Below are 25,037 nucleotides of genomic sequence, written 5' to 3'. Positions count from 1 at the left end.
CTGGTCAGACCGGTACTACAAGATTACAAACAAGCAGAGTTCCCGCCCGCCGACGCCTCGCCCGCGCGAGCGACGGCATCGCCGTTGATCCTTTCCAAAAGGAAACCACGATGAAACTGCTTCGCTTAGCCGCAGCCGTATCCGCGGTCGTACTTGCCTCTGCCGCCCACGGCGCCGATCCTGTCGTCATCGGCGTGAGCATCGCGCAATCCCCGCCCGGCTCGGTGGTGCAAGGCACCCAGGTGAAGGATGGCGTGGAGATCATCGCCAAGATGATCAACGACAAGGGCGGCGTGCTGGGCCGGCCGCTGAAGATCATCTACGAAGACAACCAGGGCATTCCGGAAAAGGGCCGCGCGGCGGCCGAAAAACTGATCTCGCGCGACAAGGTCGTGGCCGTGACGGGCGGCCACCAAAGCTCGGTCTGCCTGGCCGAGATCGAGGTCGCGCACCGCTACAAGGTGCCCTACGTCAACACCAATTGCTGGTCCGACGACGTGCGCGCCAAGGGTTATCCGGAAGTCTTCAATCCGGCCAACTACAACACCCGCGTCTCCAGCGCCATGGCCGACACCATCGCCGCGCTGAAGGTCAAGAGCGTGGTCGCCTTCGCCGAGAACACCGACTACGGCATCGGCCAGGCCAAGCTGCTGGGCGAGTTCCTCAAGAAGGCCGCGCCGCAGACCCAGTACAAGTACATCGCGCTGGACCGCGCCGGCAAGGACTTCACGCCAGCGGTGCTGCCGCTGCGCGCAAGTCCGCCCGAGCTGGTGGTCAACATCATGCTGCCGCCGGCCGCCTACATCCTGATGAACCAGCTGTACGAACAAGGCGTGGCGCCCAGCGCCAAGACCTGGTTCTACGACGGCGCCGGCATCGCCGACTATCCCGACTTCTGGAAGAACGTAAAGGAAGCCGGCAAGTACATGCTGGCCTTCGGCCTGTACCACCCGCAGATGCCCATGCCGCAGATGGGCCTGGACGTGGCCGCCACCTACCAGAAGCAGGCCAAGACCGAACCCAACCGCCTGATCTTCCAGGCCGCGGACTCCGTGCTCCTGATCGCCCGCGCGATCGAAGAGGCCAAGTCCACCGACAGCGCCGCCATCATCAAGGCGCTGCAAGGCATGCAGTTCGAAGGCGTGCGCGGCAAGTTCGGTTTCTCGCAGCAGCCGGGCTACACCTACCAGCAGTGGGTCGACATCCCCTACGTCACCTACCAGCTGACGGAGGTCGACCAGCCGCTGAGCAAGACCACGCTGATCCAGGCCACAGGCCAGCCGCTGCAGGTGGAAAAGCTGGTCAAACCGGCCAAATAACAGTGCCCCCACGCCGCGCCTTCGGCTTGCTGCCCCCCGAGGGGGCGCTTTTTGCCTTGGGGCGGCCCGGCGGCAAAAAGAACCGGATCGCCTCCACAGCATGACCGCAACACGCCGGGCCACGCCCCGGCGCCAGGGAGAATCGAGTGCTGGCATTGGACCTGTTCGTCAACGGCCTGATCATCGGCCTGTACTACGCGCTGATGGCGGTCGGCCTGACCATGATCTTCGGCATTCTGAAGGTCGTGAACTTCGCCCATGGCGAGTTCTACATGATAGGCGCCTACACCTACACCCTGGTGTCGCTGGCCCTGGGCGTGCCACCCTGGCTGGCGCTGCCGGTGGCCGCGGCCGCCGGCGCGCTGCTGGGCTGGGCCACGGAACGCTGGCTGATGCGCCCGCTGTACGCGGGCTACGGCTCCTGGGGGCTGATGAAGGACGAGTACGCGGTGGTGGTTACCTTCGGCCTGTCGCTGCTGCTGATCAACCTGGTGGACAAGGTGGTGGGGCCCTATCCCATGCGCGGCCCGGCACTGTCCGACGTGACGCGCATGGCCGTCGGCCCCTTCATGATGAGCGGCCAGAAGCTGATCACGGCGGGTCTCTCCATCGTGCTGCTGATCGGGCTGGCGCTCTTCATCAAGCGTTCGCTGTGGGGCCGGCAGGTGCAGGCGGTGGCGCAGAACCGGCTGGGCGCCTCCATTGCCGGCATCGACACCGCGCGCGCCAGCAGCATCATCTTCATGGCCTCCGGCGTGCTGGCGGCGCTGGCCGGCGCGCTGCTGGCGCCGGTCATCAACCCGGCGCCCGACGTGGGCGCGTTTCCGGCAATCAAGTCCTATGTGATCGTGGTGATCGGCGGCATGGGTTCGATCCCCGGCAGCATCGTGGCGGCGCTGGCGCTGGGGGTGCTGGAGAGCTTCGGCGCGGTCTACCTGTCCTATGACTACCGCGACACCTTCGGCCTGGCCTTGCTGATCCTGATCCTGCTGTTCCGGCCCAAGGGCCTGTTCGGCGAACGCGCGCGGGAGGTCTGAACATGGATCCGCTGGCTCATCCCAATCTGCTGCGCAACAAACTCACCCAGGAAATGCGGCTGTCGCTGGCGTTCCTGGCGGTGCTGGCGCTGCTGCCGCTGGGCGTGTCCTCGCCCTACTGGCTGGGCGTGCTGATCGTCAGCATGTACTTCGCCATGCTGGCCTGCGGCTGGAACCTGCTGGCGGGCTACGCCGGCCAGTTCTCGCTGGCGCCGGCCGCCTTCGCCATGCTGGGCGGCTACACCACCGGCCTCCTGGCCTACCACTGGAAGGTGCCGCTATGGCTGGGCCTGCCGCTTTCCGCGGTGGTGCCGGGGTTGGTCGGACTGGTGCTGGGCCGCATCGTGCTGCGGCTGTCGGGCCCCTACCTGGCGCTGACCACGCTGTCCTTCGCCGAGATCGTGCGCCTGGTGATCTACAACTCCATCGACTTCACGCGGGGCGACCAGGGCTTGCACGTGCCGGCGCTGCTGGAAAGCCGGGTGGGCAACTACTACCTGTTCCTGGCCGCGCTGGCGGCGGTGACGCTGCTGATCTTCCTGCTGCTGCGGGCGCGGCCCGGCCGTTTCCTTCAGGCCATCCGCGACGACGAGATCGGCGCGGCCAGCCGGGGCATCGACGTCGTGCGCTACAAGACGCTGGCCTTCCTGATCAGTTGCGCCATCTGCGGCTTTGCCGGCGGCCTGTACGGCACCTTCGCGCAGCTGGTCAGCCCGGAACTCGGCATCGTGACGCAGACCGGCATGGTGATCGCCATGGTGGTGATCGGCGGCATGGGCACGCTGGTCGGGCCGTTGCTGGGCGCGGTGCTGGTGTATGTCGCGTCTGAACTGCTGCGCGACGTGGGCAACATCCAGATGATCGTGTTCGCGCTGTTGGTCATCATCTTCGCGCGCTTCTTCCGCGAAGGGCTGTGGGGCCTGGCGCGCCGCGCCTTCCTGCGCCGTTCTGGCGGCGCCAACACCAGCGCCAGGGGGGCCTGATGGCACTGTTGCAGATCTCCGGCATACAGAAGCGCTTCGGCGGCCTGCTGGCCGTGAACGGAGCAGGCATGGACGTCGCCGACGGTGAGTTGCTGGGGCTAATCGGCCCCAACGGGTCCGGCAAGACCACCCTGCTCAACGTGCTGTCCGGCCACCTGGCGGCGGACGCGGGCCAGGTGCTGCTGGACGGCCGCAGCGTGATGGGCCTGAACCCCACCCAGCTGACCCGGCTGGGCGTGCTGCGCATGTTCCAGATGACCCGCGTCTTCAACCGCGTCAGCGCCTACGACAACCTGATCGTGTGCGGGCTGGCCATGGGCCTGGACGAGACGGCCGCCAGCCGCCGCGCGCTGGAACTGCTGGAAGAACTCAAGCTGATGCACGTCATGCAACTGGATGCCGGCCAGTTGTCGGGCGGACAGAAAAAGCTGCTGGAGTTCGGCGCCTGCTTCATGGCGCCGCCGCGCATCGCGCTGCTGGACGAACCCTTCGCCGCGGTGCATCCGGTCATGAAGGAAACCATGTCGGAATTCATCCGCCGCCGCAACCAGAGCGGCCAGACCTTCATCCTGGTGAGCCACGACATGCCGGTGGTGGTGGACCTGTGCCCGCGCTCGGTCTGCATGAACGCCGGCCGCGTGCTGGCCGACGGCCCCACGCAGCAGGTGCTGCGCGAACCCGCGGTGATCGAGGCCTATCTGGGCGAACAGGGACAAGAGGAGCAGGACCATGCCTGACACGCTGCTCGCCATGGAAGGCGTGACCGCGGGCTACATGGGCGACATCGACGTGCTGCGCAACGTCTCGCTCACGGTGCAGGCCGGCCGCATCAGCGGCCTGATCGGCCTGAACGGCGCGGGCAAGTCCACGCTGATGAAGGCCATCTGCGGCTTTCTGCGGCCCAAGTCCGGCCGCGTCACGCGCGCCGGGCGCGATATCTCGGGCCAGCCGCCGCACCGCATGATCGACGACGGCCTGTGGTACATCCCGCAGGAGTCCAGCCTGTTCCCCTACCTGACGGTGGAAGAGAACCTGCGCCTGCCGCTGGAGGGCCGGCGCAAGCGCTACGGCGATGTACTGGAGCCGCGCTACGCGGAAACGCTGGAGCGCTTTCCGGTGCTGAAGGAAAAGCTCAAGGACCAGGCCGGCAACCTGTCCGGCGGCCAGCAGAAGTCGCTGGAATTCGCCAAAGCCTATATGGTGCAGCCGCAGGTCTGCCTGATCGACGAGCCCAGCATCGGCCTGGCGCCGCGGGTGGCGGCCGAAGTCTTCCAATGGATCCGCGCCTTCGCCGATGCCGGCATGGGCATCCTGCTGGTGGACCACAACGTGCGCCGGGTGGTGGCCATGTCCAACCACATCTACGTGCTGAGCCTGGGCGAGATCACCGCCTCCGGCTCGCCCGAGGATTTCGCCGGCGACCTGCACGAGCAGGTGCGCGAATGGCTGGGGATCAATTTCTGATGGCTGCGAACATTCTGACAGCGCAGCCCCTGACGGCCGCGGCCTTCGCGCCCTATGGCGAGGTCGTCAGCAGCGCCGGCCGCGCCGGCCGTTCCATCAACGCCGGCACCTCGCTGCGCGTGGAAATGGGTGAACCCGATCTGCTGGACGCGGGCGGCCGGCCGTCGCTGTCGGTATTCCGCGCGCAGGCGATCGCCCTGCCCTTTGCCGCGCGCATGCTGGAACGCCACCGGCTGGGCAGCCAGACCTTCCTGCCGCTGGCGGGCACGCCCTATGTGGTGCTGGTCGCGCTGGGTGCGGACGCGCCGGACCTGGCCACGCTGCGCGCCTTCATGGCGGGCGCGGGCGTGGGCATCACGCTGCACAGGGATGTCTGGCACCACCCGCTGATGGCGCTGGCAGACGGCGAATTCGCCGTGCTGGAACGCGCAGGCACCACGGTGGATTGCGAAGTGATCGATCTGCCTGACGCGCCCTGGACCATCCAGGCCGCCTGAACTACACCGTCCGCCGCCAGACGCTGGCCAGCCAGGGCTGCTGCTCGCGCGGCAAGCCCTGCGGCCGGTAGTAGTGTTCCAGTTCCTCGAAGCCGGCCGCCACCATCAGGGCGCTCCAGCCTTCCAGGTCATGGTAGGCGCCGTAGCGGCCGCGGTTCCAGCCTTCCTGGTTGCCGCCGCGCGGGTTGGAGCTGAACAGCACGCCGCGCGGCTTGAGCGCGCCGTGCAAGGCGCGCAGCACCTGCGGCAGTTCCTGGCCGGGCACGTGGAACAAGGCGGCGTTGGCAAAGATGCCGTCGAAGCGCGCCGGCGGCAGCGCCAGGCGCAGGAAGTCCTGCTGCCAGACCTCGCAGCCAGTGGCCTGCCGCGCCATCTCGACGAAGCGCGGCGTCCCGTCCAGGCCGACCGGCCGGTGGCCCAGGGCCGCGAACGTTTTCAGGTCGCGGCCCGGCCCGCAGCCGAAATCCAGGATGTCGTAGGGAGGCTCGCCTTCGATATGGCGCAGGAGCGCCGCGATGTTCTGGCTGACGTCGTGGTCGCGCGTGCCGGCCTCGAACGAGTCCGCGTTCTCTTGATAATGCGCGACAGTCAGGGAACTGATCTTGGCGAGGTCTTCGGCGTCGAGTTTCATGGGGTGATTGTGCCGCAAAAAAACGCATGCGGCGGTCGCCGGAAGCCAGCTCCATCCGGCTGTCTGGCAACCGGACAGATCCATTTCAACCTGCGCAAGCTTCCCATGGCGTGTCGGACGCCGGCAGTGCGCCAGCGCCAGACACCCTCACGACGCCCGGCCTCAGGCCGCCAGCCGGCCTTCGATGCTGGCCTTGGTGGCCGGCAGGTCCGCGGGCAGGCCCTGCTTCAGCTGGGCGAAGAGCTCCTGGTGCAGCGCCAGTTCGTCGCGCCAGGCGGCCGCGTCCACCGACATGACCTGCTCGAACTTGTCCGGGCTGAACTCCAGGCCGGTCCAGTCGATGTCCTGGTAGCTCGGCGAAATGCCGAACACCTGGTCCACGCCCTTGGACTGGCCGTCAATGCGGCCCAACATCCAGCGCAGCACGCGCATGTTGTCGCCGAAGCCAGGCCAGACGAACTTGCCGTCCGGCCCCTTGCGGAACCAGTTGACGCAGTAGATACGCGGCAAGGTGGCGCCCGCGGCTTCCAGCTGCTTGCCCAGCTTCAGCCAGTGGCTGAAGTAGTCGCTCATGTTGTAGCCGCAGAACGGCAACATGGCGAAGGGGTCGCGGCGCACCACGCCCTGCTGGCCGGCGGCGGCGGCGGTGGTTTCCGAGCCCATGGTGGCGGCCATGTAGACGCCTTCGACCCAGTTGCGGGCTTCGGTGACCAGCGGCACGGTGGTGGAGCGGCGGCCGCCGAAGATGAAGGCGTCGATGACCACGCCTTCGGGGTTTTCCCATTCGGGGTCGATGGACGGGCATTGCGCGGCCGGCGCGGTGAAGCGCGCGTTCGGGTGCGCGGCCTTGCGGCCGGTTTCGCGCGCGATGGCGGGCGTCCAGTCCTGGCCCTGCCAGTCGATCAGGTGCGCCGGCGGAGTGTCCGTCATGCCTTCCCACCAGACGTCGCCGTCATCGGTGAGCGCCACGTTGGTGAAGATGACGTTGGCCTTGAGCGTGGCCATGGCGTTGAAGTTGGTCTGCTCGCTGGTGCCCGGGGCCACGCCGAAATAGCCGGCTTCCGGGTTGATGGCATGCAGGCGGCCGTCCTTGCCCGGCTTGATCCAGGCGATGTCGTCGCCGATGGTGGTGACCTTCCAGCCGTCCATGCCTTGCGGCGGGATCAGCATGGCGAAGTTGGTCTTGCCGCAGGCCGACGGGAACGCCGCGGCCACGTGGTACTTGCGGCCCTTGGGCGAGGTCACGCCCAGGATCAGCATGTGCTCGGCCAGCCAGCCCTGGTCGCGGCCCATGGTGGAGGCGATGCGCAGCGCGAAGCACTTCTTGCCCAGCAGCGCGTTGCCGCCGTAGCCCGAGCCGAAGCTCCAGATTTCGCGGGTCTTGGGGAAATGGACGATGTACTTGGTCGGGTTGCACGGCCAGGCCACGTCGGCCTCGCCTGCGGCCAGCGGCTTGCCCACCGAATGCACACAGGGGACGAAGTCGCCGTCGGCGCCCAGAACGTCATAGACCTGCTTGCCCATGCGCGTCATGATGCGCATGTTCACGGCCACGTAGGGGCTGTCGGACAGTTCCACGCCGATGTGGGCGATGTCCGAACCCAGCGGGCCCATCGAGAACGGCACCACATACAGCGTGCGGCCGCGCATGGCGCCGTCGAACAGGCCGTTGAGCGTCTCGCGCATGGCGGCGGGCTCGGCCCAGTTGTTGGTCGGGCCGGCATCTTCGGCGCGGTCGGAACAAATGAAGGTGCGGTCCTCCACGCGGGCGACGTCGGAAGGATCCGAGCACGCCAGGAAGGAATTAGGCCGCTTGGCGGGGTTCAGCCTGCGCATGGTGCCCGACTGGACCATCTGTTCGCACAGCCGGTCATATTCTTCCTGGGAGCCGTCGCACCACACGATCTGGTCAGGCTTGGCCAGCGCGGCGAAGCTGGCGACCCAGTCGATCAGTCCGCGGTGCTTCACGTAGGCAGGCACGTTCAAGGCTGCCAATCCCCCATCCAAAGGCTTATTCATCGGGGTTCATCTCCATACTAGTAAGGCTAATGGTGATACGGCCCCAATTGGCATGGGGCCGTAGCAATTTGCGCCATCATACTTGCAGCGGCGGGTTGCCCGTCAACCCATCCTCTTGGACGACATTGTCACCGGTTGAGACGGGTCAAGCGTAGCGGCCGTCGCGCAGCTCGCGGCGGATGATCTTGCCGGTGGCGGTGGTCGGCAAACTGGTTACAAAGCGGATCGCGCGCGGATACTCGTGCGCCGCCAGGCGCTTGCGCACGTGGGCCTGCAGTTCCTTCACCAGCGCGTCGCTACCCTCGAAACCCTCATTCAGCACCACATAGGCCATCACGATCTCGGTGCGCTGGGCGTCGGGCACGCCCACCACCGCCGCCATGCGCACGGCGGGATGGCCGATCAGGCAATCCTCGATGGGTCCGGGGCCGATGCGGTAGCCGGCGCTGGTGATGACGTCATCGTTGCGGCCGACGAAGCGGATGAAACCCTGCGCGTCGCGCACGCCCTGGTCGCCGGTCAGCAGGTAATCGCCCGCGAACTTTTCGGCGGTGGCCTCGGGATTGTTCCAGTAGCCCAGGAACATGACCGGGTCCGGCCGCAATACGCCGATGTTGCCTTCCTGTCCATCCGCCACTTCGACGCCACTGTCATCCACAATAGCAACGCGGTGGCCCGGCGCCGCGCGGCCGATGGCGCCGATGCAGGGATCGAACAGCGACGAGCAGGACGACACCAGCATGTTGCATTCGGTCTGGCCGTAGAACTCGTTGATGGTGACGCCCAGCACGCGCCGGCCCCAGTCTATGAGTTCCGCCCCCAGCGACTCGCCGCCGCTGGCGACCGAGCGCAGCGCCAGCGCGCCGGCGCCGGCCGGCAGTTCAGTCCCGCGCATCATCTTCAGCGCCGTGGGCGGCAGGAAGGTGTGCGTCACGCCGTGGCGCGCCATCAGTTCGAAGGCGCTGGCGCCGTCGAATTTCTCGAAGCGGCGCGCCAGCACCGGCACGCCGTGGTGCCAGGACGGCAGCAGCACGTCCAGCAGGCCGCCGATCCAGGCCCAGTCGGCTGGCGTCCACATCAGCGCGGCGTTTTCCGGGAAGAACTCGTGCGACATTTCCACGCCGGGCAGATGGCCCAGCAGCACCCGGTGCGCATGCAGCGCGCCCTTGGGCTTGCCGGTGGTGCCCGAGGTATAGATGATGACGGCCGGGTCGTCGGCCGCCGTCGCCACCGGGGTGTAGTCCTCGGATTCGGCCGCCAGCGCGGCATGGAACGGCACGGCGTCGTCCGGGCAGTCCGGGTCGATGCAATAGACCACCTTCAGGTCGGGCAGCCCGGCGCGGATCTCGCGCAGCTTGCGGCAGCCTTCGGCGTCGGTCACCAATGCGGCCGCGCCGCTGTTGGCCAGGCGGTACTGGATCGCGTCCACGCCGAACAACGTGAACAGCGGCACCGCCACCGCGCCCATCTTGTAGACGGCGATATGGGTCACGGCGGTTTCGGGCGCCTGCGGCAGGTAGACGGCGACGCGGTCGCCGCGCTTGACGCCGTGGCGCTGCAGGCTGTGGGCCAGCCGGTTGGACAACGCCTTGATCTGATCGAAGGTGTAGCGCGATTGCGCGCCATCGCTTTTCTCGTAGATCAGCGCCAGCCGGCCGCTGCCGTCGGCCCACTTGTCGCAGGCGTCGACGCCGATGTTGTAGGCCGCCGGCACCTGCCATTGGAACTGGGACGCAAGCTGCGTGTAGGAATCGGCTCTGGACAGCATGGTTTGTCTCTGATGTTGTTGTCGAACGCGCCGGCGCCCGGCGCCGGCGATGTAACGTCTTGCCTCAAACTTGACCCTGGCTCAATAATAAGCCCCGCCCAACCGCAGCTCACACCCCGCCGCATGGAAAAAGCCGCCACCGTCCCGATGCGCCGACCGCCGGCCAGCGCCAAATCCGAACAGCGTATCCGCGACATCCTGCGCGTCGCCCGCCAGGTGTTTTCCGAAGCCGGCTTCCAGGCGGCCACCACCACCGAGATCGCGCAGCGCCTGGGCGTGTCCGAAGCCACGGTGTTCACCTATTTCGGCGGCAAACGCGAACTGTGCGTGCGGGTGATCAGCGACTGGTACGACGAGATCATCGCCAAGGTCGAGGACAACCTGCCCCACGTGCATGGCACGCGGGCCCGGCTGCATTACCTGGTGCACGCGCACCTGCGCCACCTGCTGGCCGAAGGCACCGGGCTGTGCGCTTTCATCCTGTCCGAAGGGCGCGCGCGCAACGACGATTTCGGCGAGGTCTACGCGCAGCTGCAACGCCGCTACACCGCGCCGCTGATGGGCATCCTGGCCCAGGGCCAGGCCGACGGCGACATCCGCCGCGACATGCCGCTGCGCCTCTTGCGCTCGGCGGTCTACGGGCCGATGGAGCACGTGCTGTGGGATGCCATCCTGCGCGGCGCGCGCGTGAACGTGGCCGCCACCGCCGACCAGCTGGTCGGCTTTCTGTGGCAGGCGCTGCAGCCGCCCGGGCAGGACGCCCTGGCGCTGGCGCAGTTCCGCGGCGAAGTGCGGGATGCCCTGCATCGGCTTCAATCGTCGGAAAACAAGGACGGCGGCTCGTACTGAGGAAAGCCGTTGTAGGCCTCGCCCCGCTCGGCGGGCGCCAGGGTCCAGGAATGGCGGGCGTTGGGCACGCCGCCATCCACCCGGATGACGCTGCCGTTGATGAAGGCCGCGGCCGGCGACAGCAGGAACACCACCGCCGCCGCCAGTTCGGCCTCGGTGCCGAAGCGCTGCAGCGGCACCTTGGTGCGCAGTTCGCGCAGCACGGCGCGGTAGTCCTCGTCGTAGCTGTCCATGCCGCTGGAGGCGATCCAGCCCGGCGCCACCGCGTTGACTCGCACGCCGGCATGGGCCCATTCGCAGGCCGCCGTTTCGGTCAGGTTCCAGACGCCGGCGCGGGCCGCGCCCGAGTGCCCCATGCCCGGCATGCCGCCCCAGATATCCGCCAGCATGTTGACGATGGCGCCGCCATGTTGGCGCATGTGCTGGGTGTAGACCTCGCGCGACATCAGGAAGGTGCCGTGCAGGTTGTTCTGCACCACCGCGTTCCAGCCGTTATAGCTGATGCGGTCCAGCGGCGCCGGGAACTGGCCGCCCGCGCAATTGAACAGGCCGTCGATGGCGCCATGCCGCGCCAGCACATCGGAAACCGCGCCGCGCACGCCGGCCTCGTCGCGGATGTCGCAGGCGTGCAGGCTGATGCGGCCGGCGGCCTCAGGGTAGATGCGGGAAATTTCGTCCTGCGCCGCCTGCAGCTTTTCCGGCTTGCGCCCGACCAGCGCCAGGCCGGCGCCCAGCGACGCCAGTTCGTGCGCGGTGCAGCGGCCCAGGCCGCTGCCGCCGCCCGTCACGACGATGGTCTTGCCCTGATAGAGGTCCGGCCGGAATACCGACGCGTAGCGTTGGCCGGCAGCCGCGCCGCCCGCGGATAGGTTCATGTCTCGCTCCTTTTCTTTTTTTGAGGATAACTCAATATTTATGAAGTTTGGATCGCGTGATCGGAGATTTCCACCTAGAATCTTCGGATAGTCCCGTTGCGTTTATTGAGCCCGAATCAAGAAAACTGGAGACCAGGAATGACCACGCCCGCCCCGCTGGACGTCGCCCACGACGGCCCCATCGCCCGCCTGACGCTGAACCGCCCCGAGATGCGCAACGCGTTCGACGACACGCTGATCGCCGCCCTGACCGGCGCCGTACAGGCGGCCGTGGACGATCCCGCCGTGCGCGTGCTGCTGCTGACCGGCGCCGGCCGAGCCTTCTGCGCCGGCGGCGACCTGAACTGGATGCGCAAGATGGCCACGCTGAGCGACGCCGAAAACCGCGCCGACGCGGCCAGGCTGGCCGGCATGCTGCACGCGATCTGGTCCTGCCCCAAGCCGGTGGTGGCCTGCGTCAACGGCGACGCCTATGCCGGCGGCATGGGCCTGGTGTCGGCCTGCGACATCGCCATCGCCGCGGACAGCGCGCACTTCTGCCTGTCGGAAACCCGGCTGGGACTGCTGCCCGCCACCATCAGCCCCTATGTGCTGCGCGCCATGGGCGAGCGCGCGGCCAACCGGTACTTCCTGACCGCCGAACGCTTTGACGCCGCGACCGCGTTCCGGCTGGGCCTGGTACACGACGTCGCGCCCCTGGCCGAACTGGCGCAACGCGCCGAGGCGCTGTGCCAGGCCCTGTGCGACAACGGCCCCGGCGCGGTGCAGGCCAGCAAGCGGCTGGTGCGCGACTTCGCCGGCCAGGAGATCGACGCCGCCCTCATCGCCGACACGGTGGAGCGCATTGCGGCCGTGCGCAGCACGGACGAAGCCCGCGAAGGCGTCAGCGCCTTCCTGGAAAAGCGCGAACCCGCCTGGCGCGCAAAGCGCTAGGCGCCCAGCCGCTCGGCCAGGAAATCCACGAAGGCCCGCAGCTTGGGCAGCGGATACCTAGTGTCCGGCCACAGCACGGAAAAGCGGCCGCCGGCATCGAGACAGTTGTCCAGCACGGTGGCGAGACGGCCTTCGTCCAAGGCCGCCCGCAGCGCGAAATCGGGTAGATAGGCCAGGCCCAGCCCCGCTTGGGCCGCGCCGATCAACGCCTCCACGCTGTTGAAGCTGAGCGCCGCAGGCGCGGGCGCGACAGGGCCGTCGCGGAACTGCCATGGCTGCACCTGGCCCGTGCCCGGATAGCGATACGCCAGCCTGGCATGTCGGTCCAGGTCGCCCGGCGCTCGCGGCGTGCCACGGGCGGCCAGATAGGCGGGCGCGCCCGCCACCACGAAGCGGTAAGGCCGCAGCGGCCGCGCCCTCAAGCGCGAATCCGCGAACTCCCCGCTTCGTATGACCGCGTCCAGCCCCTCGCCGATCACATCGACGATGCGGTCGTTGAAATCCAGCTCCAGTTCAATCTCGGGATAGCGGCGGGTGAACTCGGGCAGCAGCGGCAGCAGCAAGCGGTAGCCGATGGCCGGCACGCTGACCCGCAGCCGGCCGCGCGGCGCCTCGCGGCCCCGCGTCACCTCGGCTTCCGCCTCATCCAGTTCGTTCACGATGCGCAGGCAGCGCTCCAGGTAGAGCGCGCCCTCCTCGGTCAGGCTGATGCGGCGCGTGCTGCGGTTGAGCAGGCGCACGCCCAGCCTGTCCTCCAGCCGCGCCACGCTCTTGCCCACGGCCGAGGCCGACAGGCCCAGATGCTCGGCGGCCGCGACGTAGCTGCCGCGCTGCGCCGCGTGAACGAAGGCATGTATTCCGCTCAGGCTGTCCATTGCCGACTCATTAAGGAATATTTATCCGCTCAGAGAGGAACCTGGCGGTATTTTTGTTTCATTGACGCAATTTTATCCTTCATCGACGCCTATCCCGGCTATTCCAACCTGATTCGTCGATGCCTTCCTCTACCTCCGTTCCCGTTTCCCCGGGCTGGACCGTGCTTGCCGTCTGCACGGCCGCCCTCATCCTGCCCTTGAGCTTTTCCGGCGGCGCCGTCGCCACGCCCGCCATCGGCCGCGACCTGGGCGGCGGCGCCCAGGCGCTAGGCTGGATCACCAACGCCTTCATGCTGAGCTTCGGCAGCCTGCTGATGGCGGCCGGCACGCTGGCCGACGCCTACGGCCGCAAGCGCCTGTTCGTGTCCGGCGTGACCTTGTTCGCGCTGGTATCGGTTGCGCTGGCGCTCGCGCCCACGGTGGCCTGGCTGGACGGCCTGCGCGCGCTGCAAGGCGCGGGCGCCGCCGCGGCCCTGGCCGGCGGCTCGGCGTCCCTGGCCCACGCCTGCCCGGGCCCGGCGCGCACCCGCGCCTTCGGCCTGCTCGGCGCCAGTTTCGGCGCGGGCCTGGCGCTGGGGCCGATGCTGGCCGGACTGCTGATCGACAGCCTGGGCTGGCGCTCGGTCTTTCTGTCGAGCGCGGCGGTCGGCGCGCTGGCGCTGGCCGTTGCCCTGCCCCGGATGCAGGAATCACGGGATCCGCAAGCAGGCCCGCTGGACTGGGCCGGCAGCCTGGCCTTCACCTGCGCGCTGGCGCTATTGACCTGGGGCATCCTGGAAACGCCCGCCGCGCGCGGCGCGTCGGCGCTCGCCTGGAAGCTGCTGGCGGCGGCGGCGCTGTGCCTGCTGGCCTTCGTCGCGATCGAGCGGCGCGTGCGCCGGCCGATGCTGGATCTGGCGCTGCTGCGCTACCCGCGCTTTGTCGGCGTGCAGATGCTGCCCGTGGCCACCTGCTATTGCTATGTGGTGCTGCTGGTGCTGCTGCCGATCCGCTTCATCGGCATCGAGGGGCGCGGCGAAGCCGGCGCGGGACTGGCAATGGCAGCCCTGTCCGCGCCGCTGCTCTTCATGCCGGCGGTCGCCGTCTGGACCACGCGCTGGATGAGCGCGGGCCGCAGCTGCGCGCTGGGTTTGCTTGCCGCCGCCCTGGGCCTATATTGGCTCAGCCGCATCGGCGTCGCGCAGCCGGCCCAGGCTGCGCTCTGGCCCATGCTGCTGATCGGCGCGGGCACCGGCCTGCCCTGGGGCCTGATGGACGGCCTCTCCATGAGCGTCGCGCCGCCCGAGCGCGCGGGCATGGCAGCCGGCATCTTCAGCACCACCCGCGTGGCCGGAGAAGGCATCGCGCTGGCCAGCGTCAACGCCTTGCTGAGCTTGTTGATCTCCCACCGGCTCGGCGCGGATCCCGGCGCCGCCGCGCAATACCTCGCGGCCGGCGACATGGCGCAGGCCCTGGCCCAGTTGCCCGGCACGGCCCCGGCCCTGCTGCGCCAGGCTTATGACGACGCCTTCCGCCAACTGCTGCACGCGCTGATCGCGATCACGCTGGCCTGCGCCGCCGTGGTGGCGCTGTTCCTGGATGCGCCGCGCAGCCAGACGCTGCAGGCACGCATGCCATAATTCCAGGCGCAATTTCAGGAAGTCTCATGCCACACGCTTTTCCTCCCCTGAACGCCGAGCGCCTCTGGGCCCGCGTCGAAACCCTGTCCCGCTACACCCTGCCCGACGTCCCCTGGACCCGCCGCGCGTTCTCGCCGCTGTTCGATGAAGCCCGCGCCTGGCTGCGCGGCGAATTCGAGGCCGCGGGCCTCACGACCCGCCTGGACGCCGGCGGCAACCTGATCGGCACGCTGGCCGGACGCGATCCGGCGCGCAAGCCCATCGCCACCGGCTCGCACTGCGACACCGTCATGGCCGGGGGCCGCTTCGACGGCATCATCGGCGTGCTGGCCGGCATCGAAGTCGCCCACACCCTGCGCGAGCAAGGCGTGCAGCTGGAACACCCCTTCGAGGTCATCGACTTCCTGTCCGAGGAACCCAGCGACTACGGCATTTCCTGCGTCGGCAGCCGTGCGCTCTGCGGCCAGCTGACGCCCGACATGCTGGCCGCCCGCAACCCCGCGGGCGAGACGCTGGCGGCCGGCATCGCCCGCATCGGCGGCGACCCCTCGGCGCTGGGCGCGCCGCTGCGCGCGGCCGATGGCACCGCGGCGTTCGTCGAACTGCACATCGAACAAGGCCCGGTGCTGGAAAGCCGCGGCCTGCCCATCGGCGTGGTCACCAACATCGTCGGCATCCGCCGCGTGCTGATCACGGTGGAAGGCCAGCCCGACCATGCCGGCACCACGCCCATGGACATCCGCCGCGACGCCCTGGTGGGCGCGGCCCGCATCATCGACGCCGCCCACCGCCAGGCCAGCGCGGCCAGCGGCAATCCGCATTACGTGGTCGCCACGGTGGGCCGTTTGTCCATGACGCCCAACGCCGCCAACGCGGTGCCCGGCCGGGTCGAGCTGACGCTGGAAATGCGCAGCGACAGCGACGCCGTGCTGGACGCCTTTCCCGAAACCCTGATGGCAGGCGTGGCCGCGGACCTGACCGCGCTGCGCCTGTCCGCCAGCTTCACGCAGCTGAGCCGCGCGCGGCCCACGGACTGCACGCCGCTGGTGATGGACGCGGTGCAGGCCGCCGCCGACCAGTTGGGCTACGCCTCCATGCGCCTGCCCAGCGGCGCGGGCCACGACGCGGTCTACATGGCGCCCACCGGCCCCATCGGCATGATCTTTATCCCCTGCCTGAACGGCCGCAGCCACTGCCCGGAAGAGTGGATCGAACCCGCGCAGCTGTTGGACGGCACCCGCGTGCTGTACCAATCCGTGCTGGAACTGGACCGCAAGCTGCGCGCCGCCTGAGGCCAGGGCATCCCTGCCGGGCCCGCGGGTATCTCCCGCCCGCGGGCGGCGCGCTGCCATAATGGGCGCCTCGCGCCGCGACCGGCGCCCCTCTTCCGCCTTGCCCGCCCCATGGAACAGATAGAACTCAACGACAGCACCGCCGACCGCTACCTGCTGGACGCGCCCGGACTGTCCCTGCTGGTCTTCCACAGCCGCACCTGTGGCACCTGCCGCGTCGCCCGCGAACAGCTGCCGCAGCTGGAGCTGCCCGTGGAACGCGTGTGCTGGGTCGACGCCGGCGACAACCGCGGCCTGGTCGAGCGCTACGAAGTCTTCCACCTGCCCGCCATGTTCGTGACGCGCGACGGCGCCTACTTCGGCCCGGTCCAATCGACCCTGGCGGACTGGGACCTGCGCCAGCAGATCGGGCTGGCCCTGGACAGCTACCCCGCCGAACTGCCGTGAGCGCCGTCCAGCCCTTGCGCCGGCCGTTGGACGGGCTGGCGACCGGCGCCATGCTGCTGTTGTGCGTCTGCTGGGGCTTCCAGCAGATCGCCATCAAGCTGGTGGCCGCGGACGTGTCGCCCATCATGCAGATCGGACTGCGCTCGGCGTTCGCGGCGCTGGTGCTGGCCGTGGCCGTGTGGCGGCGCGAAGGCCTGCGCGCCGTCATGGACGGCACGGCGCTGCCCGGCCTGATCGTGGGCCTGCTGTTCGCCGGAGAGTTTTTGTTCGTGGCGCAGGGCTTGGTCTACACCACGGCCTCGCACATGTCGGTGTTCCTGTACACCGCGCCCATCTTCGCCGCGCTGGGGCTGCACTGGCTGCTGCCCGAGGAACGCCTGAAGCCGCTGCAATGGGTAGGCGTGGCCGTTGCGTTCTGCGGCATCGCCGTGGCCTTCCTCGGCAAGGGCCAGCCGGCGGGTTCCGCCGGCGCGCCCAACATGCTGCTGGGCGACGCCATGGGCCTGCTGGCCGGCCTGTTCTGGGGCGCCACCACGGTGGCGATCCGCAAGACCTCGCTGTCCGAAGCCGCGCCCGCCAAGACGCTGTTCTACCAGATGGCGGTCGCGGCCGTCGCGCTGCTGGCCTATGCCGCGGCCACCGGCAACGCCGGTTTCCGCTACACGCAGGCGGCGGTGCTCAGCGTCGCCTTCCAGTCCGTGGTGGTGGCCTTGTCCAGCTACCTGGCGTGGTTCTGGCTGCTGCGCCGCTACCTGGCTTCGCGCCTGTCGATCCTGTCGTTCATGACGCCGCTGTTCGGCGTGAGCTTCGGCGTGCTCATCCTGGATGAACCGCTGGACGCCGGCTTCGTGCTGGGCGCCCTGCTGGTGCTGGCCGGCATCTCCCTGGTGAGCGGCGCCGAATTGCTGCGCGAGAAGCTGCGGCGCGCGCGCTGAGCCGCCCGCGCCTAGGGCCTGGATCGCGGCGCGGGAGCCGCGCCCAGGTTCAGCACGATCAGCGCGGCGCCGCCCAGCACCAGGGCGAATCCCCACCAGTCCAGCGCGGCAGGCCGGTCGCCCACCAGCGCCATCGCGCCCAGCACCCCCACCACCGGCACCATCAATGTGGTCAGCGCGGCCACCGTAGCGCTGACGCGCTCGCTCAGCACGAACCAGAGCCAGTACGCGACGGCCGTGCCCAGGATGATGTGGAACGACAGCGCCGCCACCACGCGGCCGTTCCAGCCCTGAGTGGGAAACGATTCGCCCGCGATCAGCATGCCGCCCAGGGCGCAGGCCGCTCCCACCGCCAACTGCCAGGCCGTGACGACGATGCGGTCGCCGGCCACCGGCCAGCCCTTCAGATAGACCGTGCCGGCGGCCCAGCCGAAAGCCGCCACCAGCGGAAACACCAGGCCCTTGGCCGCGGCCACGTCGTGTTCGCCAAAGACCGCGCGCAGCACCGGCCAGGCCAGGATGGAAACCCCGGCCGCGCCCAGCAGCAGCGCCAGCGCCCGGCGTCGGTCCAGGCGTTCGCCCAGCACCGCCCAGGCCAGCAAGGCCGACATCATGGGCATGGTGAAGGTCAGCACCGCCGCGCGCGAGGTGCTGGTGCTGAGCTGCGCCCAAGCCACCAGCAAATTGAAGGCCGCGACGGCGAGCAGGCCGCCCACGATGATGCCGCGCCACGACTCGCGCGGCGGCAGCAAGGCCACCCGCTTGGCACGCGCCAGCAGCAACAGCAGCAGCGCGCCGCTGCCCAGGCCGAGCAGGCGCAACGTGAACGGCGGAAAGATCGACAGGATGATCTTCACCGCCGGCCAGTTCAGGCCCCAGAACAGGGCCAGCGCAACCGGGATCAGGCGCACGCGGCGCGCGCCTCTGCCGTCAGTTCGGACAGGCCCTGCCGCTGCCGGCCTTGCGCATCGAAATTGTCCGGGCTCAGCCAGCGTTCATAGGCGGCGCGCAACGCCGGCCAGTCGCCGTCGACCATGGCGAACCAGGCCGTGTCGCGGCTGCGGCCCTTGTACACCGTGGCCTGGCGGAAGATGCCCTCGAACTGGAAACCCAGCCGCAGGGCGGCCGCGCGTGACGGCGCGTTCAGGCTGTCGCATTTCCATTCGTAGCGGCGGTAACCCAGCTCGTCGAACGCGCGGCGCATCAGCAGGAACTGGGCCTCGGTGGCGATGCGGGTACGCTTGAGCAGGCGCGAGAACGACACGAAGCCGACCTCGATCGCGCCGTTGGCAGGATCGATGCGCATCAGCGCCAGCGTACCAATGGCGCGGCCCGTTTCCAGGTCGATGATGGCGTGGTGCAAGGGGTCGTTGCCAGCCTGCGCCTTCTCGGCGAACTGGCGGTAGGCCGCCAGGTCCGCGAAGGGCCCCACCGACATATAGGTCCAGTCGCTGTCGTCCGGCGCCTGGCTGAACGCGTGGTACAGGTCCTCCGCGTGGCGCTCGGCCGACAGCGGCTCCAGCCGGCAATAGCGGCCGACGATGGGCGTCAGGGGCGGACGCGGACGCGCGGTCCAGCCCGTCATGTCCGGGCCGATGGGTTGCTGGTAGGCGTTGACGCGGGGTTGCATGCTACGGGGCCTCTTCAGGTTGGCGCGCCGCCCGACGGGACGAACGCAGTACGCATGCCCTCACGATATCGGAATCGTGGCATCATAAAAAGCACCACGATCCCGAATTTTAATAGGGCCAAGATGAACACCCCCGCCCTGCTTTCCAGCCCGCTCACGCGCGGCCCCGGCGCCCTGCCGCGCCAGCGCCAACTGATCCAGCGCCTCAAGCAGGCGATCCTGGCCGGACAGCTACCCGCGGGCGGCAAGCTGCCTTCGTCGCGCGCCTTGTCCGAGGAACTGGCCATCTCGCGCAACACGGTGCTGATCGCCTACGAACAGCTCACGGCCGAAGGCTACGTGATCGCCGACCGCCAGGGCACGCGGGTGGCGCCCCTATCGGCCGCCGCGGCCATCGCCGCCAAGCGCGCAACCCCGCCCGCGGACCAGCCCTCGCTCACGGCCAAGCGGCTGACGCGCATCGTGTCCACGCGCTACGCCCACGACGGCTCGCTTCCCATGACGCCCGGCACGCCGGCGCTGACGCAGTTCCCCATCAACGCCTGGCGCCGCGCGCAGGACCGCGCGCTGCAAGCCGCCCCGGCCACCGCCTTGGGCTACGGCCATCCCGTGGGCGAGCCGGCGCTGCGCGAAGCCATCGCCCAATACCTGCGCGTGTCGCGCGGCGTGCGTTGCGACGCCTCGCGCATCGTCATCACCGAAGGCGCCCAGGGCGCGCTGGCGCTGTGCGTGCAACTGCTGACCAACCCCGGCGACACCGCCTGGCTGGAAGACCCCGGCTACCGCGGCGCCAAGTCCGCCTTCCATGGCGGCGACCTGGACGTGGTTGCCATGCGCGTGGACGCGGACGGCATCGTGATTCCCGAAAGCGCCTGGCAGGAACGCCCGCCCCGCCTCATCCAGACCACGCCGTCGCACCAGTACCCGACCGGAGCCGTGCTGTCTTTGCCGCGCCGCCTGGGTCTGATCGAACGCGCCCGCCAAGCCGGCGCCTGGATCATCGAGGACGACTACGACAGCGAGTTCCGCCACCAGGGCGAACCGATCGCCGCGATGCAGGGCCTGGTCGAGGACGCGCCGGTGCTCTACGTGGGCACCTTCAGCAAGACTATGTTCCCGGCGCTGCGCCTGGGTTTCGTGGTGCTGCCCGAAGCCATCGCCGCGCAGGCGATGCCATCCATCATCGAGATGCTGCGCGGCGGCCACCGGCTGGAACAGCTGACCATGGCTGCCTTCATGGAAAACGGCCAGTTCTCGCGCCATCTGGGCCGCATGCGGCGCCTGTACCGCGAACGCCAGGGAGCGTTGCGCGACGCCCTGGCTGCGCATCTGGGGATCGAACACGAAGTCCTGGGCGGACACTCCGGCCTGCATCTGACGGTGCGGCTGCCTGCGGCGTATCCCGACCGCGAGATCGTGGAGCAGGCGCGCAAGATCGGCATGAATCCAGGCGCGCTGTCGTCGTTCGCGGTGGCGCCGCGGGCGGAAGATAACGGGCTGGTGATCGGATATGGGAATACGGGGGCCGAGCGGTTTCCGGCGTTGGTGCAGAGGTTGAGGAAGGTGGTGTTGGCGGCGCGGCAGACACAGACTTCGTAGGTCCGCCATGGATTCATGCTGCGGCCGCGCAGCACTTCGTAGGTCGCCCATCGGCGCGGGCGGCGAGGCGGCTCGCGCCCACGATTGCGGTCCGGAGCCTTCGCTCCGGACTGCCCCGTCGTCATCTTCGTCCAGGCCTTCGGCCTTCCCTTCAGATTCCCTCGGGCGCATCGAGGTTGCGAGCCGCCTCACCGCCCGCGCCGCTGGGCTGCCGCCGTCTTGGCTTGTTGCGCTGCTGGAACCGTGGTCAGGGGCGAGTCGTGGGCTGCCTGTATTAGTCGGCCGCCCGGGCGGCCGACTAATACATACGCGATTCATGAAATCTCGATAGTGTTCGCTGCGCGAATGGCGCGACAGCGCATCAGTTGGGCTGCCATTGTCTTGGCTTGTAGTGCCGCTGGAGCAGTGGTCAGGGCGAGTCGTGAGCTGCCCGTATCAATCGGCCGCCCGGGCGGCCGATTGATACATACGCGATTTATAAAATTTCTATAGTGCTCGCTACGCGAATACGGCGAATCGTCTGCCCATGCACCGACTCCTGTAGGGAAGCGATGACAAACAGCGCGCAGCGCCATCACTCGCCGCAAGACACCGCGTAAGCTCCCAAAGGCCGCCCGCGCGGCCGGCCGGGAGCGGGCCCCGCAAGACCTTACGCCAGACCCCACTGATGGCGAGCACGCCAAGCACACCACCCGCCCCAGCGCCCGTGAAGTTTCAACCGCCGGAGCCAGCCGCGGCGTGGGCCTGGGGCGAGCGGGCCGTCGATAAGCCCGAGGGAATCTGAAGGAAAGGCCGCAGGCCTTGACGAAGATGACGACGGGGAAGTCCGGAGCGAAGGCTCCGGACCGCAATCGTTGGCCCGCTCGCCCCAGGCCCACGCCGCGGCTGGCGCCTAAAGAAGAAAAACAACACCCGCAAAAACACCACCACCCGCAAACCGCGACACCACAAAACCCATCAATTAATCAACCCACCCAACACCAACACCGCCAAAAACCCCCAAACCAAAACCCCCAACAAACTCCGCCTCAACAACGCCTTGACCGCCGCCCAAAGCAGCATCAACCCAACAGCCAACACCACCAGATTGAACACCGACGGACTCATCCCCATCGCGCCCGACAACCCCGCATAGAAGTCGCCCAGCGCGCCGCCGATTCCGCCCAGCAGCCATTTCAAGCCCGCGACGACGCCGCGCAGCGCCTCGCCCAGCATGCCGCCCAGCGACGCGAAGAAGCCCTCCTCGGCCTGCATCAGCGACGGTTATCCATCAGCATGCGCACCGCCAGCCCGGCCAGCACCGTGCCCATCAGCCAGCGCTGCACCACCATCCACAAGGGACGGCCCGCCAGGAACCCGGCGATGGAACCGGCCATGATGGCGATCAGCGCATTGACCGTCAGGCTGATCGCGACCTGCGTCATGCCCAGCGCCAGCGACTGCGTGAACACGCTGCCGCGCTCGGGCTGGATGAACTGCGGCAGCAGCGACACGTACATGATGGCAATCTTGGGATTGAGCAGATTGGTCACCAGGCCCATCGTGAACAGCGTGCGCGGGCTGCTCTTGGGCAGCTCGCGCACCTGGAACGGCGAACGCCCGCCCGGACGCAGCGCCTGCCAAGCCATGTACAGCAGATACAGCGCGCCGCCGATGCGCAGCGCGTCGTAGGCGTAGGGCACCGCCATCAGCAGCGCCGTGATGCCGAAGGCCGCGCAGAGCACGTAGAAGATGAAGCCGACCGCCACGCCCCCCAGCGAAATCAGGCCGGCCTGCGCGCCCTGCGAGATGGAGCGGGAAACCAGATAGATCATGTTGGGCCCGGGCGTGAGCACCATGCCCAGGGCAACCAGGGCGAACGTCATCAGATGGGTAAGGTCGGGCATGATGGGCCGGCGCGGGGCCGCGCGGAAAGTGGAAAGGTGAACTCACACCTTAGCGCAAAACTGTATCGGAACAGCGAACTTCCGGGAGGGGTTTGCGGACCAGTGGCGCCGGCGATACAGTTGACCGGTTCCCACGCCTGGAGGGCCGGACATGCCACAAGCGCATCCTCATCCGAAAGACGGCGCCATCCGCGTCGGTATTGGCGGCTGGACCTACGCCCCCTGGCGCGGCGCCTTCTACCCCGACACCCTGGCGCATGCGCGCGAACTGGAATACGCCAGCCGCCAGCTCACCGCCATCGAGATCAACGGCACCTACTACAGCACCCAGAAGCCGGCCACCTTCGCCAAATGGCGCGATGAAACGCCCGAAGGCTTCGTGTTCTCGTTGAAGGCCTCCCGCTACGCGACCAACCGCCGCGAACTGGCGGGCGCCAAGGATTCGATCCACCGCTTCGTGCACAGCGGCATCGCCGAGCTGGGTCCGAAGCTTGGGCCCATCGTCTGGCAGTTCGCGCCGACCAAGGCGTTCGACGCGGAAGACTTCGGCGCCTTCCTCGCGCTGCTGCCGGACAAGGTCGACGGCTTGCCGCTGCGCCATGTGCTGGACGTGCGCCATGCCAGTTTCGCCTGCGAGGAATACCTGGAGCTGGCGCGGCGCCACGGCGCCGCCACCGTCTATACGGACAGCGAGGATTACCCGTCCATTGCCGACCGCACGGCCGATTTCGTCTATGCGCGGCTGATGCGCGCCAGCACGGCCTACAAGGCGGGTTACGCGCCCAAGGCGCTGGACGCCTGGGCGGAGCGCCTGCGCGGCTGGGCGCGCGGGGGCCATCCGGCCGACCTGCCGCTGGTCGGCACGCCGGCCAAGCAGGCGCGGCCAGGGAAGGTGTACGCCTACTTCATCAATGGCGCGAAGGAACGCGCGCCGATGGCGGCGCGCGCCCTGATCGAACGCCTGTAGCGCGCCTTACTGCGCGACCGGGGTACGCAGGGTCACGAACTCTTCGGCGGCCGTGGGATGGATGCCGATGGTCTCGTCGAATACCTGCTTGGTCGCGCCGGCCTTCAGCGCGATGGCGATGCCCTGCACGATCTCGCCCGCGTCCGGGCCGACCATGTGCACGCCCAGCACGCGGTCGGTCTTGGCGTCCACGATCAGCTTCATCAGCGTCTTTTCCTGCGACTCGGTCAGCGTCAGCTTCATGGGCCGGAAGCGGCTTTCGAACAGTTTGACCTCGTGGCCGGCGGCGCGCGCCTCTTCGGTGGTCATGCCGACCGTGCCGATGTTGGGCAGGCTGAACACCGCGGTCGGGATCAGCTGGTAGTCGACCTTGCGGTATTCCTCGGGACGGAACAGGCGCCGCGCCACCGCCATGCCTTCGGCCAGCGCGACCGGCGTCAGCGGCACCCGGCCGATCACGTCGCCGATGGCCAGGATGGAAGGCTCGGCCGTGCGGTATTCGTCGTCGACCTCGATGAAGCCGCCCTTGCCCAGCTTGACCGCCGTGTTCTCCAGGCCCAGGTTGTCCAGCATGGGCCGCCGGCCGGTGGCGTAGAACACGCAATCGGCCTCGACCACGGAGCCGTCCTTCAAGGTGGCGGCCAGCGTGCCGTCGGCCTGCTTGTCGATGCGCGTCACTTCCGAGTTGAAGCGCAGGTCGATGCCCTTTTTCACCAGTTCGTCGCGCAGATGCTCGCGCACGCCCTGGTCAAAGCCGCGCAGAAACAACGGACCGCGGTAGACCTGCGTGGTCTGCGCGCCCATGCCGTTGAAAATGGAGGCGAATTCCACGGCGATATAGCCGCCGCCCACCACCAGCACGCGGCGCGGCAGCTCCTTCAGGAAGAAGGCTTCGTTCGACGTGGTGGCGTGTTCCTTGCCCGGAATGTCCGGCACCTGGGGCCAGCCGCCGGTCGCCACCAGGATATTGGCGGCGCGGTGGGATTTGCCGTTGATCTCGACCGTGTGCGGATCCAGGATGCGGGCGTGGCCTTCCAGCAGCGTCACGCCGCTATTGACCAGCAAATTGCGGTAAATGCCGTTAAGACGTTCGATTTCCCGATTCTTGTTCGCGATCAGCGTGGGCCAGTCGAAGCTGGCCTCGCCGGCGCTCCAACCGAAGCCGCGCGCCTGCTCGAAGTCCTCGCTGTAGTGCGCGCCATAGACCAGCAGCTTCTTGGGCACGCAGCCCACGTTGACGCAGGTGCCGCCCAGGTAGCGGCTTTCCGCCACTGCCACGCGCGCGCCGAAGCCCGCGGCGAAACGCGCCGCGCGCACGCCGCCGGAGCCTGCGCCGATCACAAACAGATCAAAATCGAATGCCATGGTGTTTCCTTCGCGTCGCCTTGCGGCGCCGCGTTCACTGTCCGGGA

24 protein-coding genes are annotated in these 25,037 nt (G+C 68.5%); 14 read left to right on the top strand and 10 right to left on the bottom strand.

The genetic code is table 11. The annotated features are described in order from the left end of the window. The first annotated feature begins 110 nt into the window (after positions 1-110). The 6 genes from BRO63_RS11060 (at position 111) to BRO63_RS11035 (ending at position 5,300) form a co-directional block, all read left to right on the top strand. Complete coding sequence (locus BRO63_RS11060) at positions 111-1,319, top strand: ABC transporter substrate-binding protein (RefSeq protein WP_088139843.1); 1,209 nt, start codon at positions 111-113, stop codon at positions 1,317-1,319. A 146-nt stretch (positions 1,320-1,465) separates the two neighbouring features. Further along, entirely contained in the window at positions 1,466-2,356 is an 891-nt protein-coding gene (locus BRO63_RS11055) for a branched-chain amino acid ABC transporter permease (protein WP_054459153.1), read from the top strand. A gap of 2 nt (positions 2,357-2,358) precedes the next feature. Further along, on the top strand, positions 2,359-3,339 hold the full coding sequence (locus BRO63_RS11050) for a branched-chain amino acid ABC transporter permease (protein ID WP_088139842.1): 981 nt from the start codon (positions 2,359-2,361) through the stop codon (positions 3,337-3,339). Further along, positions 3,339-4,076, top strand: a complete 738-nt coding sequence (locus BRO63_RS11045) for an ABC transporter ATP-binding protein (RefSeq protein WP_088139841.1) — start codon at positions 3,339-3,341, stop codon at positions 4,074-4,076. Before BRO63_RS11050 ends, BRO63_RS11045 begins: the two co-directional genes overlap by 1 nt. Then, positions 4,069-4,803, top strand: coding sequence for an ABC transporter ATP-binding protein (locus tag BRO63_RS11040; protein WP_088139840.1), 735 nt, complete (start codon positions 4,069-4,071; stop codon positions 4,801-4,803). Before BRO63_RS11045 ends, BRO63_RS11040 begins: the two co-directional genes overlap by 8 nt. Further along, positions 4,803-5,300: an ureidoglycolate lyase gene (locus BRO63_RS11035; protein WP_088139839.1), complete on the top strand. Its 498-nt coding sequence runs from the start codon at positions 4,803-4,805 to the stop codon at positions 5,298-5,300. Before BRO63_RS11040 ends, BRO63_RS11035 begins: the two co-directional genes overlap by 1 nt. Before the next feature lies 1 nt (position 5,301). On the opposite strand, the gene BRO63_RS11030 is transcribed toward BRO63_RS11035, so the two are convergent. From BRO63_RS11030 to BRO63_RS11020, 3 genes are all read right to left on the bottom strand, one after another. Next, a complete protein-coding gene (locus tag BRO63_RS11030) occupies positions 5,302-5,931 on the bottom strand; it encodes a class I SAM-dependent methyltransferase (RefSeq protein WP_088139838.1) in 630 nt (209 codons plus the stop codon). Between the two features lie 162 nt (positions 5,932-6,093). Then, positions 6,094-7,950: a phosphoenolpyruvate carboxykinase (GTP) gene (locus BRO63_RS11025; RefSeq protein WP_088139837.1), complete on the bottom strand. Its 1,857-nt coding sequence runs from the start codon at positions 7,948-7,950 to the stop codon at positions 6,094-6,096. Between the two features lie 145 nt (positions 7,951-8,095). After that, positions 8,096-9,718 carry an acyl-CoA synthetase gene (locus BRO63_RS11020; protein ID WP_088139836.1) on the bottom strand — a complete coding sequence of 541 codons (1,623 nt, stop codon included), beginning with the start codon at positions 9,716-9,718 and terminating at the stop codon, positions 8,096-8,098. Between the two features lie 123 nt (positions 9,719-9,841). Here BRO63_RS11020 and BRO63_RS11015 point away from each other — a divergent pair, with 123 nt between their 5' ends. Continuing rightward, positions 9,842-10,567: a TetR/AcrR family transcriptional regulator gene (locus BRO63_RS11015; protein ID WP_088139835.1), complete on the top strand. Its 726-nt coding sequence runs from the start codon at positions 9,842-9,844 to the stop codon at positions 10,565-10,567. Here BRO63_RS11015 and BRO63_RS11010 read toward each other — a convergent pair. Then, entirely contained in the window at positions 10,531-11,442 is a 912-nt protein-coding gene (locus BRO63_RS11010) for an SDR family oxidoreductase (protein WP_088139834.1), read from the bottom strand. The two genes, BRO63_RS11015 and BRO63_RS11010, sit on opposite strands and share 37 nt — an antisense overlap. 138 nt (positions 11,443-11,580) lie before the next feature. Here BRO63_RS11010 and BRO63_RS11005 point away from each other — a divergent pair, with 138 nt between their 5' ends. Continuing rightward, positions 11,581-12,375, top strand: a complete 795-nt coding sequence (locus tag BRO63_RS11005; protein WP_088139833.1) for an enoyl-CoA hydratase/isomerase family protein — start codon at positions 11,581-11,583, stop codon at positions 12,373-12,375. Here the strand turns inward: BRO63_RS11005 and BRO63_RS11000 are convergent. Further along, on the bottom strand, positions 12,372-13,250 hold the full coding sequence (locus tag BRO63_RS11000) for a LysR family transcriptional regulator (protein ID WP_088139832.1): 879 nt from the start codon (positions 13,248-13,250) through the stop codon (positions 12,372-12,374). The genes BRO63_RS11005 and BRO63_RS11000 overlap by 4 nt on opposite strands. A 119-nt stretch (positions 13,251-13,369) precedes the next feature. Here BRO63_RS11000 and BRO63_RS10995 point away from each other — a divergent pair, with 119 nt between their 5' ends. The 4 genes from BRO63_RS10995 (at position 13,370) to BRO63_RS10980 (ending at position 17,543) form a co-directional block, all read left to right on the top strand. Continuing rightward, on the top strand, positions 13,370-14,869 hold the full coding sequence (locus BRO63_RS10995; RefSeq protein WP_088139831.1) for an MFS transporter: 1,500 nt from the start codon (positions 13,370-13,372) through the stop codon (positions 14,867-14,869). Between the two features lie 26 nt (positions 14,870-14,895). Next, positions 14,896-16,161 carry a Zn-dependent hydrolase gene (locus BRO63_RS10990; protein ID WP_088139830.1) on the top strand — a complete coding sequence of 422 codons (1,266 nt, stop codon included), beginning with the start codon at positions 14,896-14,898 and terminating at the stop codon, positions 16,159-16,161. Between the two features lie 111 nt (positions 16,162-16,272). Further along, a complete protein-coding gene (locus BRO63_RS10985; RefSeq protein ID WP_088139829.1) occupies positions 16,273-16,608 on the top strand; it encodes a thioredoxin family protein in 336 nt (111 codons plus the stop codon). Further along, entirely contained in the window at positions 16,605-17,543 is a 939-nt protein-coding gene (locus BRO63_RS10980) for a DMT family transporter (protein WP_088139828.1), read from the top strand. The genes BRO63_RS10985 and BRO63_RS10980 overlap by 4 nt, the downstream gene beginning before the upstream one ends. An 11-nt stretch (positions 17,544-17,554) precedes the next feature. Here the strand turns inward: BRO63_RS10980 and BRO63_RS10975 are convergent, their stop codons facing one another. Then, a complete protein-coding gene (locus BRO63_RS10975; RefSeq protein WP_088139827.1) occupies positions 17,555-18,454 on the bottom strand; it encodes a DMT family transporter in 900 nt (299 codons plus the stop codon). After that, a complete protein-coding gene (locus BRO63_RS10970; RefSeq protein WP_088139826.1) occupies positions 18,445-19,173 on the bottom strand; it encodes a GNAT family N-acetyltransferase in 729 nt (242 codons plus the stop codon). The genes BRO63_RS10975 and BRO63_RS10970 overlap by 10 nt, the downstream gene beginning before the upstream one ends. 123 nt (positions 19,174-19,296) lie before the next feature. Between BRO63_RS10970 and pdxR the strand changes: the two genes are divergently transcribed. Then, entirely contained in the window at positions 19,297-20,772 is a 1,476-nt protein-coding gene (gene pdxR / locus BRO63_RS10965; protein ID WP_088139825.1) for a MocR-like pyridoxine biosynthesis transcription factor PdxR, read from the top strand. Between the two features lie 957 nt (positions 20,773-21,729). On the opposite strand, the gene BRO63_RS10960 is transcribed toward pdxR, so the two are convergent. Together BRO63_RS10960 and BRO63_RS10955 are read right to left on the bottom strand one after the other, a co-directional pair. Continuing rightward, positions 21,730-22,026: a hypothetical protein gene (locus BRO63_RS10960; RefSeq protein ID WP_088139824.1), complete on the bottom strand. Its 297-nt coding sequence runs from the start codon at positions 22,024-22,026 to the stop codon at positions 21,730-21,732. After that, positions 22,026-22,658, bottom strand: a complete 633-nt coding sequence (locus BRO63_RS10955; RefSeq protein ID WP_088139823.1) for a LysE family translocator — start codon at positions 22,656-22,658, stop codon at positions 22,026-22,028. The genes BRO63_RS10960 and BRO63_RS10955 overlap by 1 nt, the downstream gene beginning before the upstream one ends. 151 nt (positions 22,659-22,809) lie before the next feature. Here BRO63_RS10955 and BRO63_RS10950 point away from each other — a divergent pair, with 151 nt between their 5' ends. Then, positions 22,810-23,625 carry a DUF72 domain-containing protein gene (locus tag BRO63_RS10950; protein WP_088139822.1) on the top strand — a complete coding sequence of 272 codons (816 nt, stop codon included), beginning with the start codon at positions 22,810-22,812 and terminating at the stop codon, positions 23,623-23,625. Between the two features lie 6 nt (positions 23,626-23,631). Here the strand turns inward: BRO63_RS10950 and gorA are convergent, their stop codons facing one another. Further along, positions 23,632-24,990, bottom strand: coding sequence for a glutathione-disulfide reductase (gene gorA / locus BRO63_RS10945; RefSeq protein WP_088139821.1), 1,359 nt, complete (start codon positions 24,988-24,990; stop codon positions 23,632-23,634). Between the last annotated feature and the right edge of the window lie 47 nt (positions 24,991-25,037).

It is taken from the genome of Achromobacter xylosoxidans (assembly GCF_002192695.1).
Classification (GTDB): Bacteria; Pseudomonadota; Gammaproteobacteria; order Burkholderiales; family Burkholderiaceae_B; genus Achromobacter; species Achromobacter xylosoxidans_C.
Note: the sequence above shows the minus strand (reverse complement) of the source record. Positions and strands in the feature narration are given on the sequence as shown.

Bases quoted from the DNA above. Each gene is read 5' to 3' on its own strand.
- BRO63_RS10955 (WP_088139823.1), bottom strand. From the start codon at position 22,658: ATGCCCGACCTTACCCATCTGATGACGTTCGCCCTGGTTGCCCTGGGC.
- gorA (WP_088139821.1), bottom strand. From the start codon at position 24,990: ATGGCATTCGATTTTGATCTGTTTGTGATCGGCGCAGGCTCCGGCGGC.
- BRO63_RS10990 (WP_088139830.1), top strand. From the start codon at position 14,896: ATGCCACACGCTTTTCCTCCCCTGAACGCCGAGCGCCTCTGGGCCCGC.
- BRO63_RS10950 (WP_088139822.1), top strand. From the start codon at position 22,810: ATGCCACAAGCGCATCCTCATCCGAAAGACGGCGCCATCCGCGTCGGT.
- BRO63_RS11045 (WP_088139841.1), top strand. From the start codon at position 3,339: ATGGCACTGTTGCAGATCTCCGGCATACAGAAGCGCTTCGGCGGCCTG.
- BRO63_RS11060 (WP_088139843.1), top strand. From the start codon at position 111: ATGAAACTGCTTCGCTTAGCCGCAGCCGTATCCGCGGTCGTACTTGCC.
- BRO63_RS11040 (WP_088139840.1), top strand. From the start codon at position 4,069: ATGCCTGACACGCTGCTCGCCATGGAAGGCGTGACCGCGGGCTACATG.
- BRO63_RS10995 (WP_088139831.1), top strand. From the start codon at position 13,370: ATGCCTTCCTCTACCTCCGTTCCCGTTTCCCCGGGCTGGACCGTGCTT.
- BRO63_RS11025 (WP_088139837.1), bottom strand. From the start codon at position 7,950: ATGAATAAGCCTTTGGATGGGGGATTGGCAGCCTTGAACGTGCCTGCC.
- BRO63_RS11050 (WP_088139842.1), top strand. From the start codon at position 2,359: ATGGATCCGCTGGCTCATCCCAATCTGCTGCGCAACAAACTCACCCAG.
- BRO63_RS11000 (WP_088139832.1), bottom strand. From the start codon at position 13,250: ATGGACAGCCTGAGCGGAATACATGCCTTCGTTCACGCGGCGCAGCGC.
- BRO63_RS11010 (WP_088139834.1), bottom strand. From the start codon at position 11,442: ATGAACCTATCCGCGGGCGGCGCGGCTGCCGGCCAACGCTACGCGTCG.
- BRO63_RS10960 (WP_088139824.1), bottom strand. From the start codon at position 22,026: ATGCAGGCCGAGGAGGGCTTCTTCGCGTCGCTGGGCGGCATGCTGGGC.
- BRO63_RS10970 (WP_088139826.1), bottom strand. From the start codon at position 19,173: ATGCAACCCCGCGTCAACGCCTACCAGCAACCCATCGGCCCGGACATG.
- BRO63_RS11020 (WP_088139836.1), bottom strand. From the start codon at position 9,718: ATGCTGTCCAGAGCCGATTCCTACACGCAGCTTGCGTCCCAGTTCCAA.
- BRO63_RS10985 (WP_088139829.1), top strand. From the start codon at position 16,273: ATGGAACAGATAGAACTCAACGACAGCACCGCCGACCGCTACCTGCTG.
- BRO63_RS11005 (WP_088139833.1), top strand. From the start codon at position 11,581: ATGACCACGCCCGCCCCGCTGGACGTCGCCCACGACGGCCCCATCGCC.
- BRO63_RS11035 (WP_088139839.1), top strand. From the start codon at position 4,803: ATGGCTGCGAACATTCTGACAGCGCAGCCCCTGACGGCCGCGGCCTTC.
- BRO63_RS11015 (WP_088139835.1), top strand. From the start codon at position 9,842: ATGGAAAAAGCCGCCACCGTCCCGATGCGCCGACCGCCGGCCAGCGCC.
- BRO63_RS11030 (WP_088139838.1), bottom strand. From the start codon at position 5,931: ATGAAACTCGACGCCGAAGACCTCGCCAAGATCAGTTCCCTGACTGTC.
- pdxR (WP_088139825.1), top strand. From the start codon at position 19,297: ATGAACACCCCCGCCCTGCTTTCCAGCCCGCTCACGCGCGGCCCCGGC.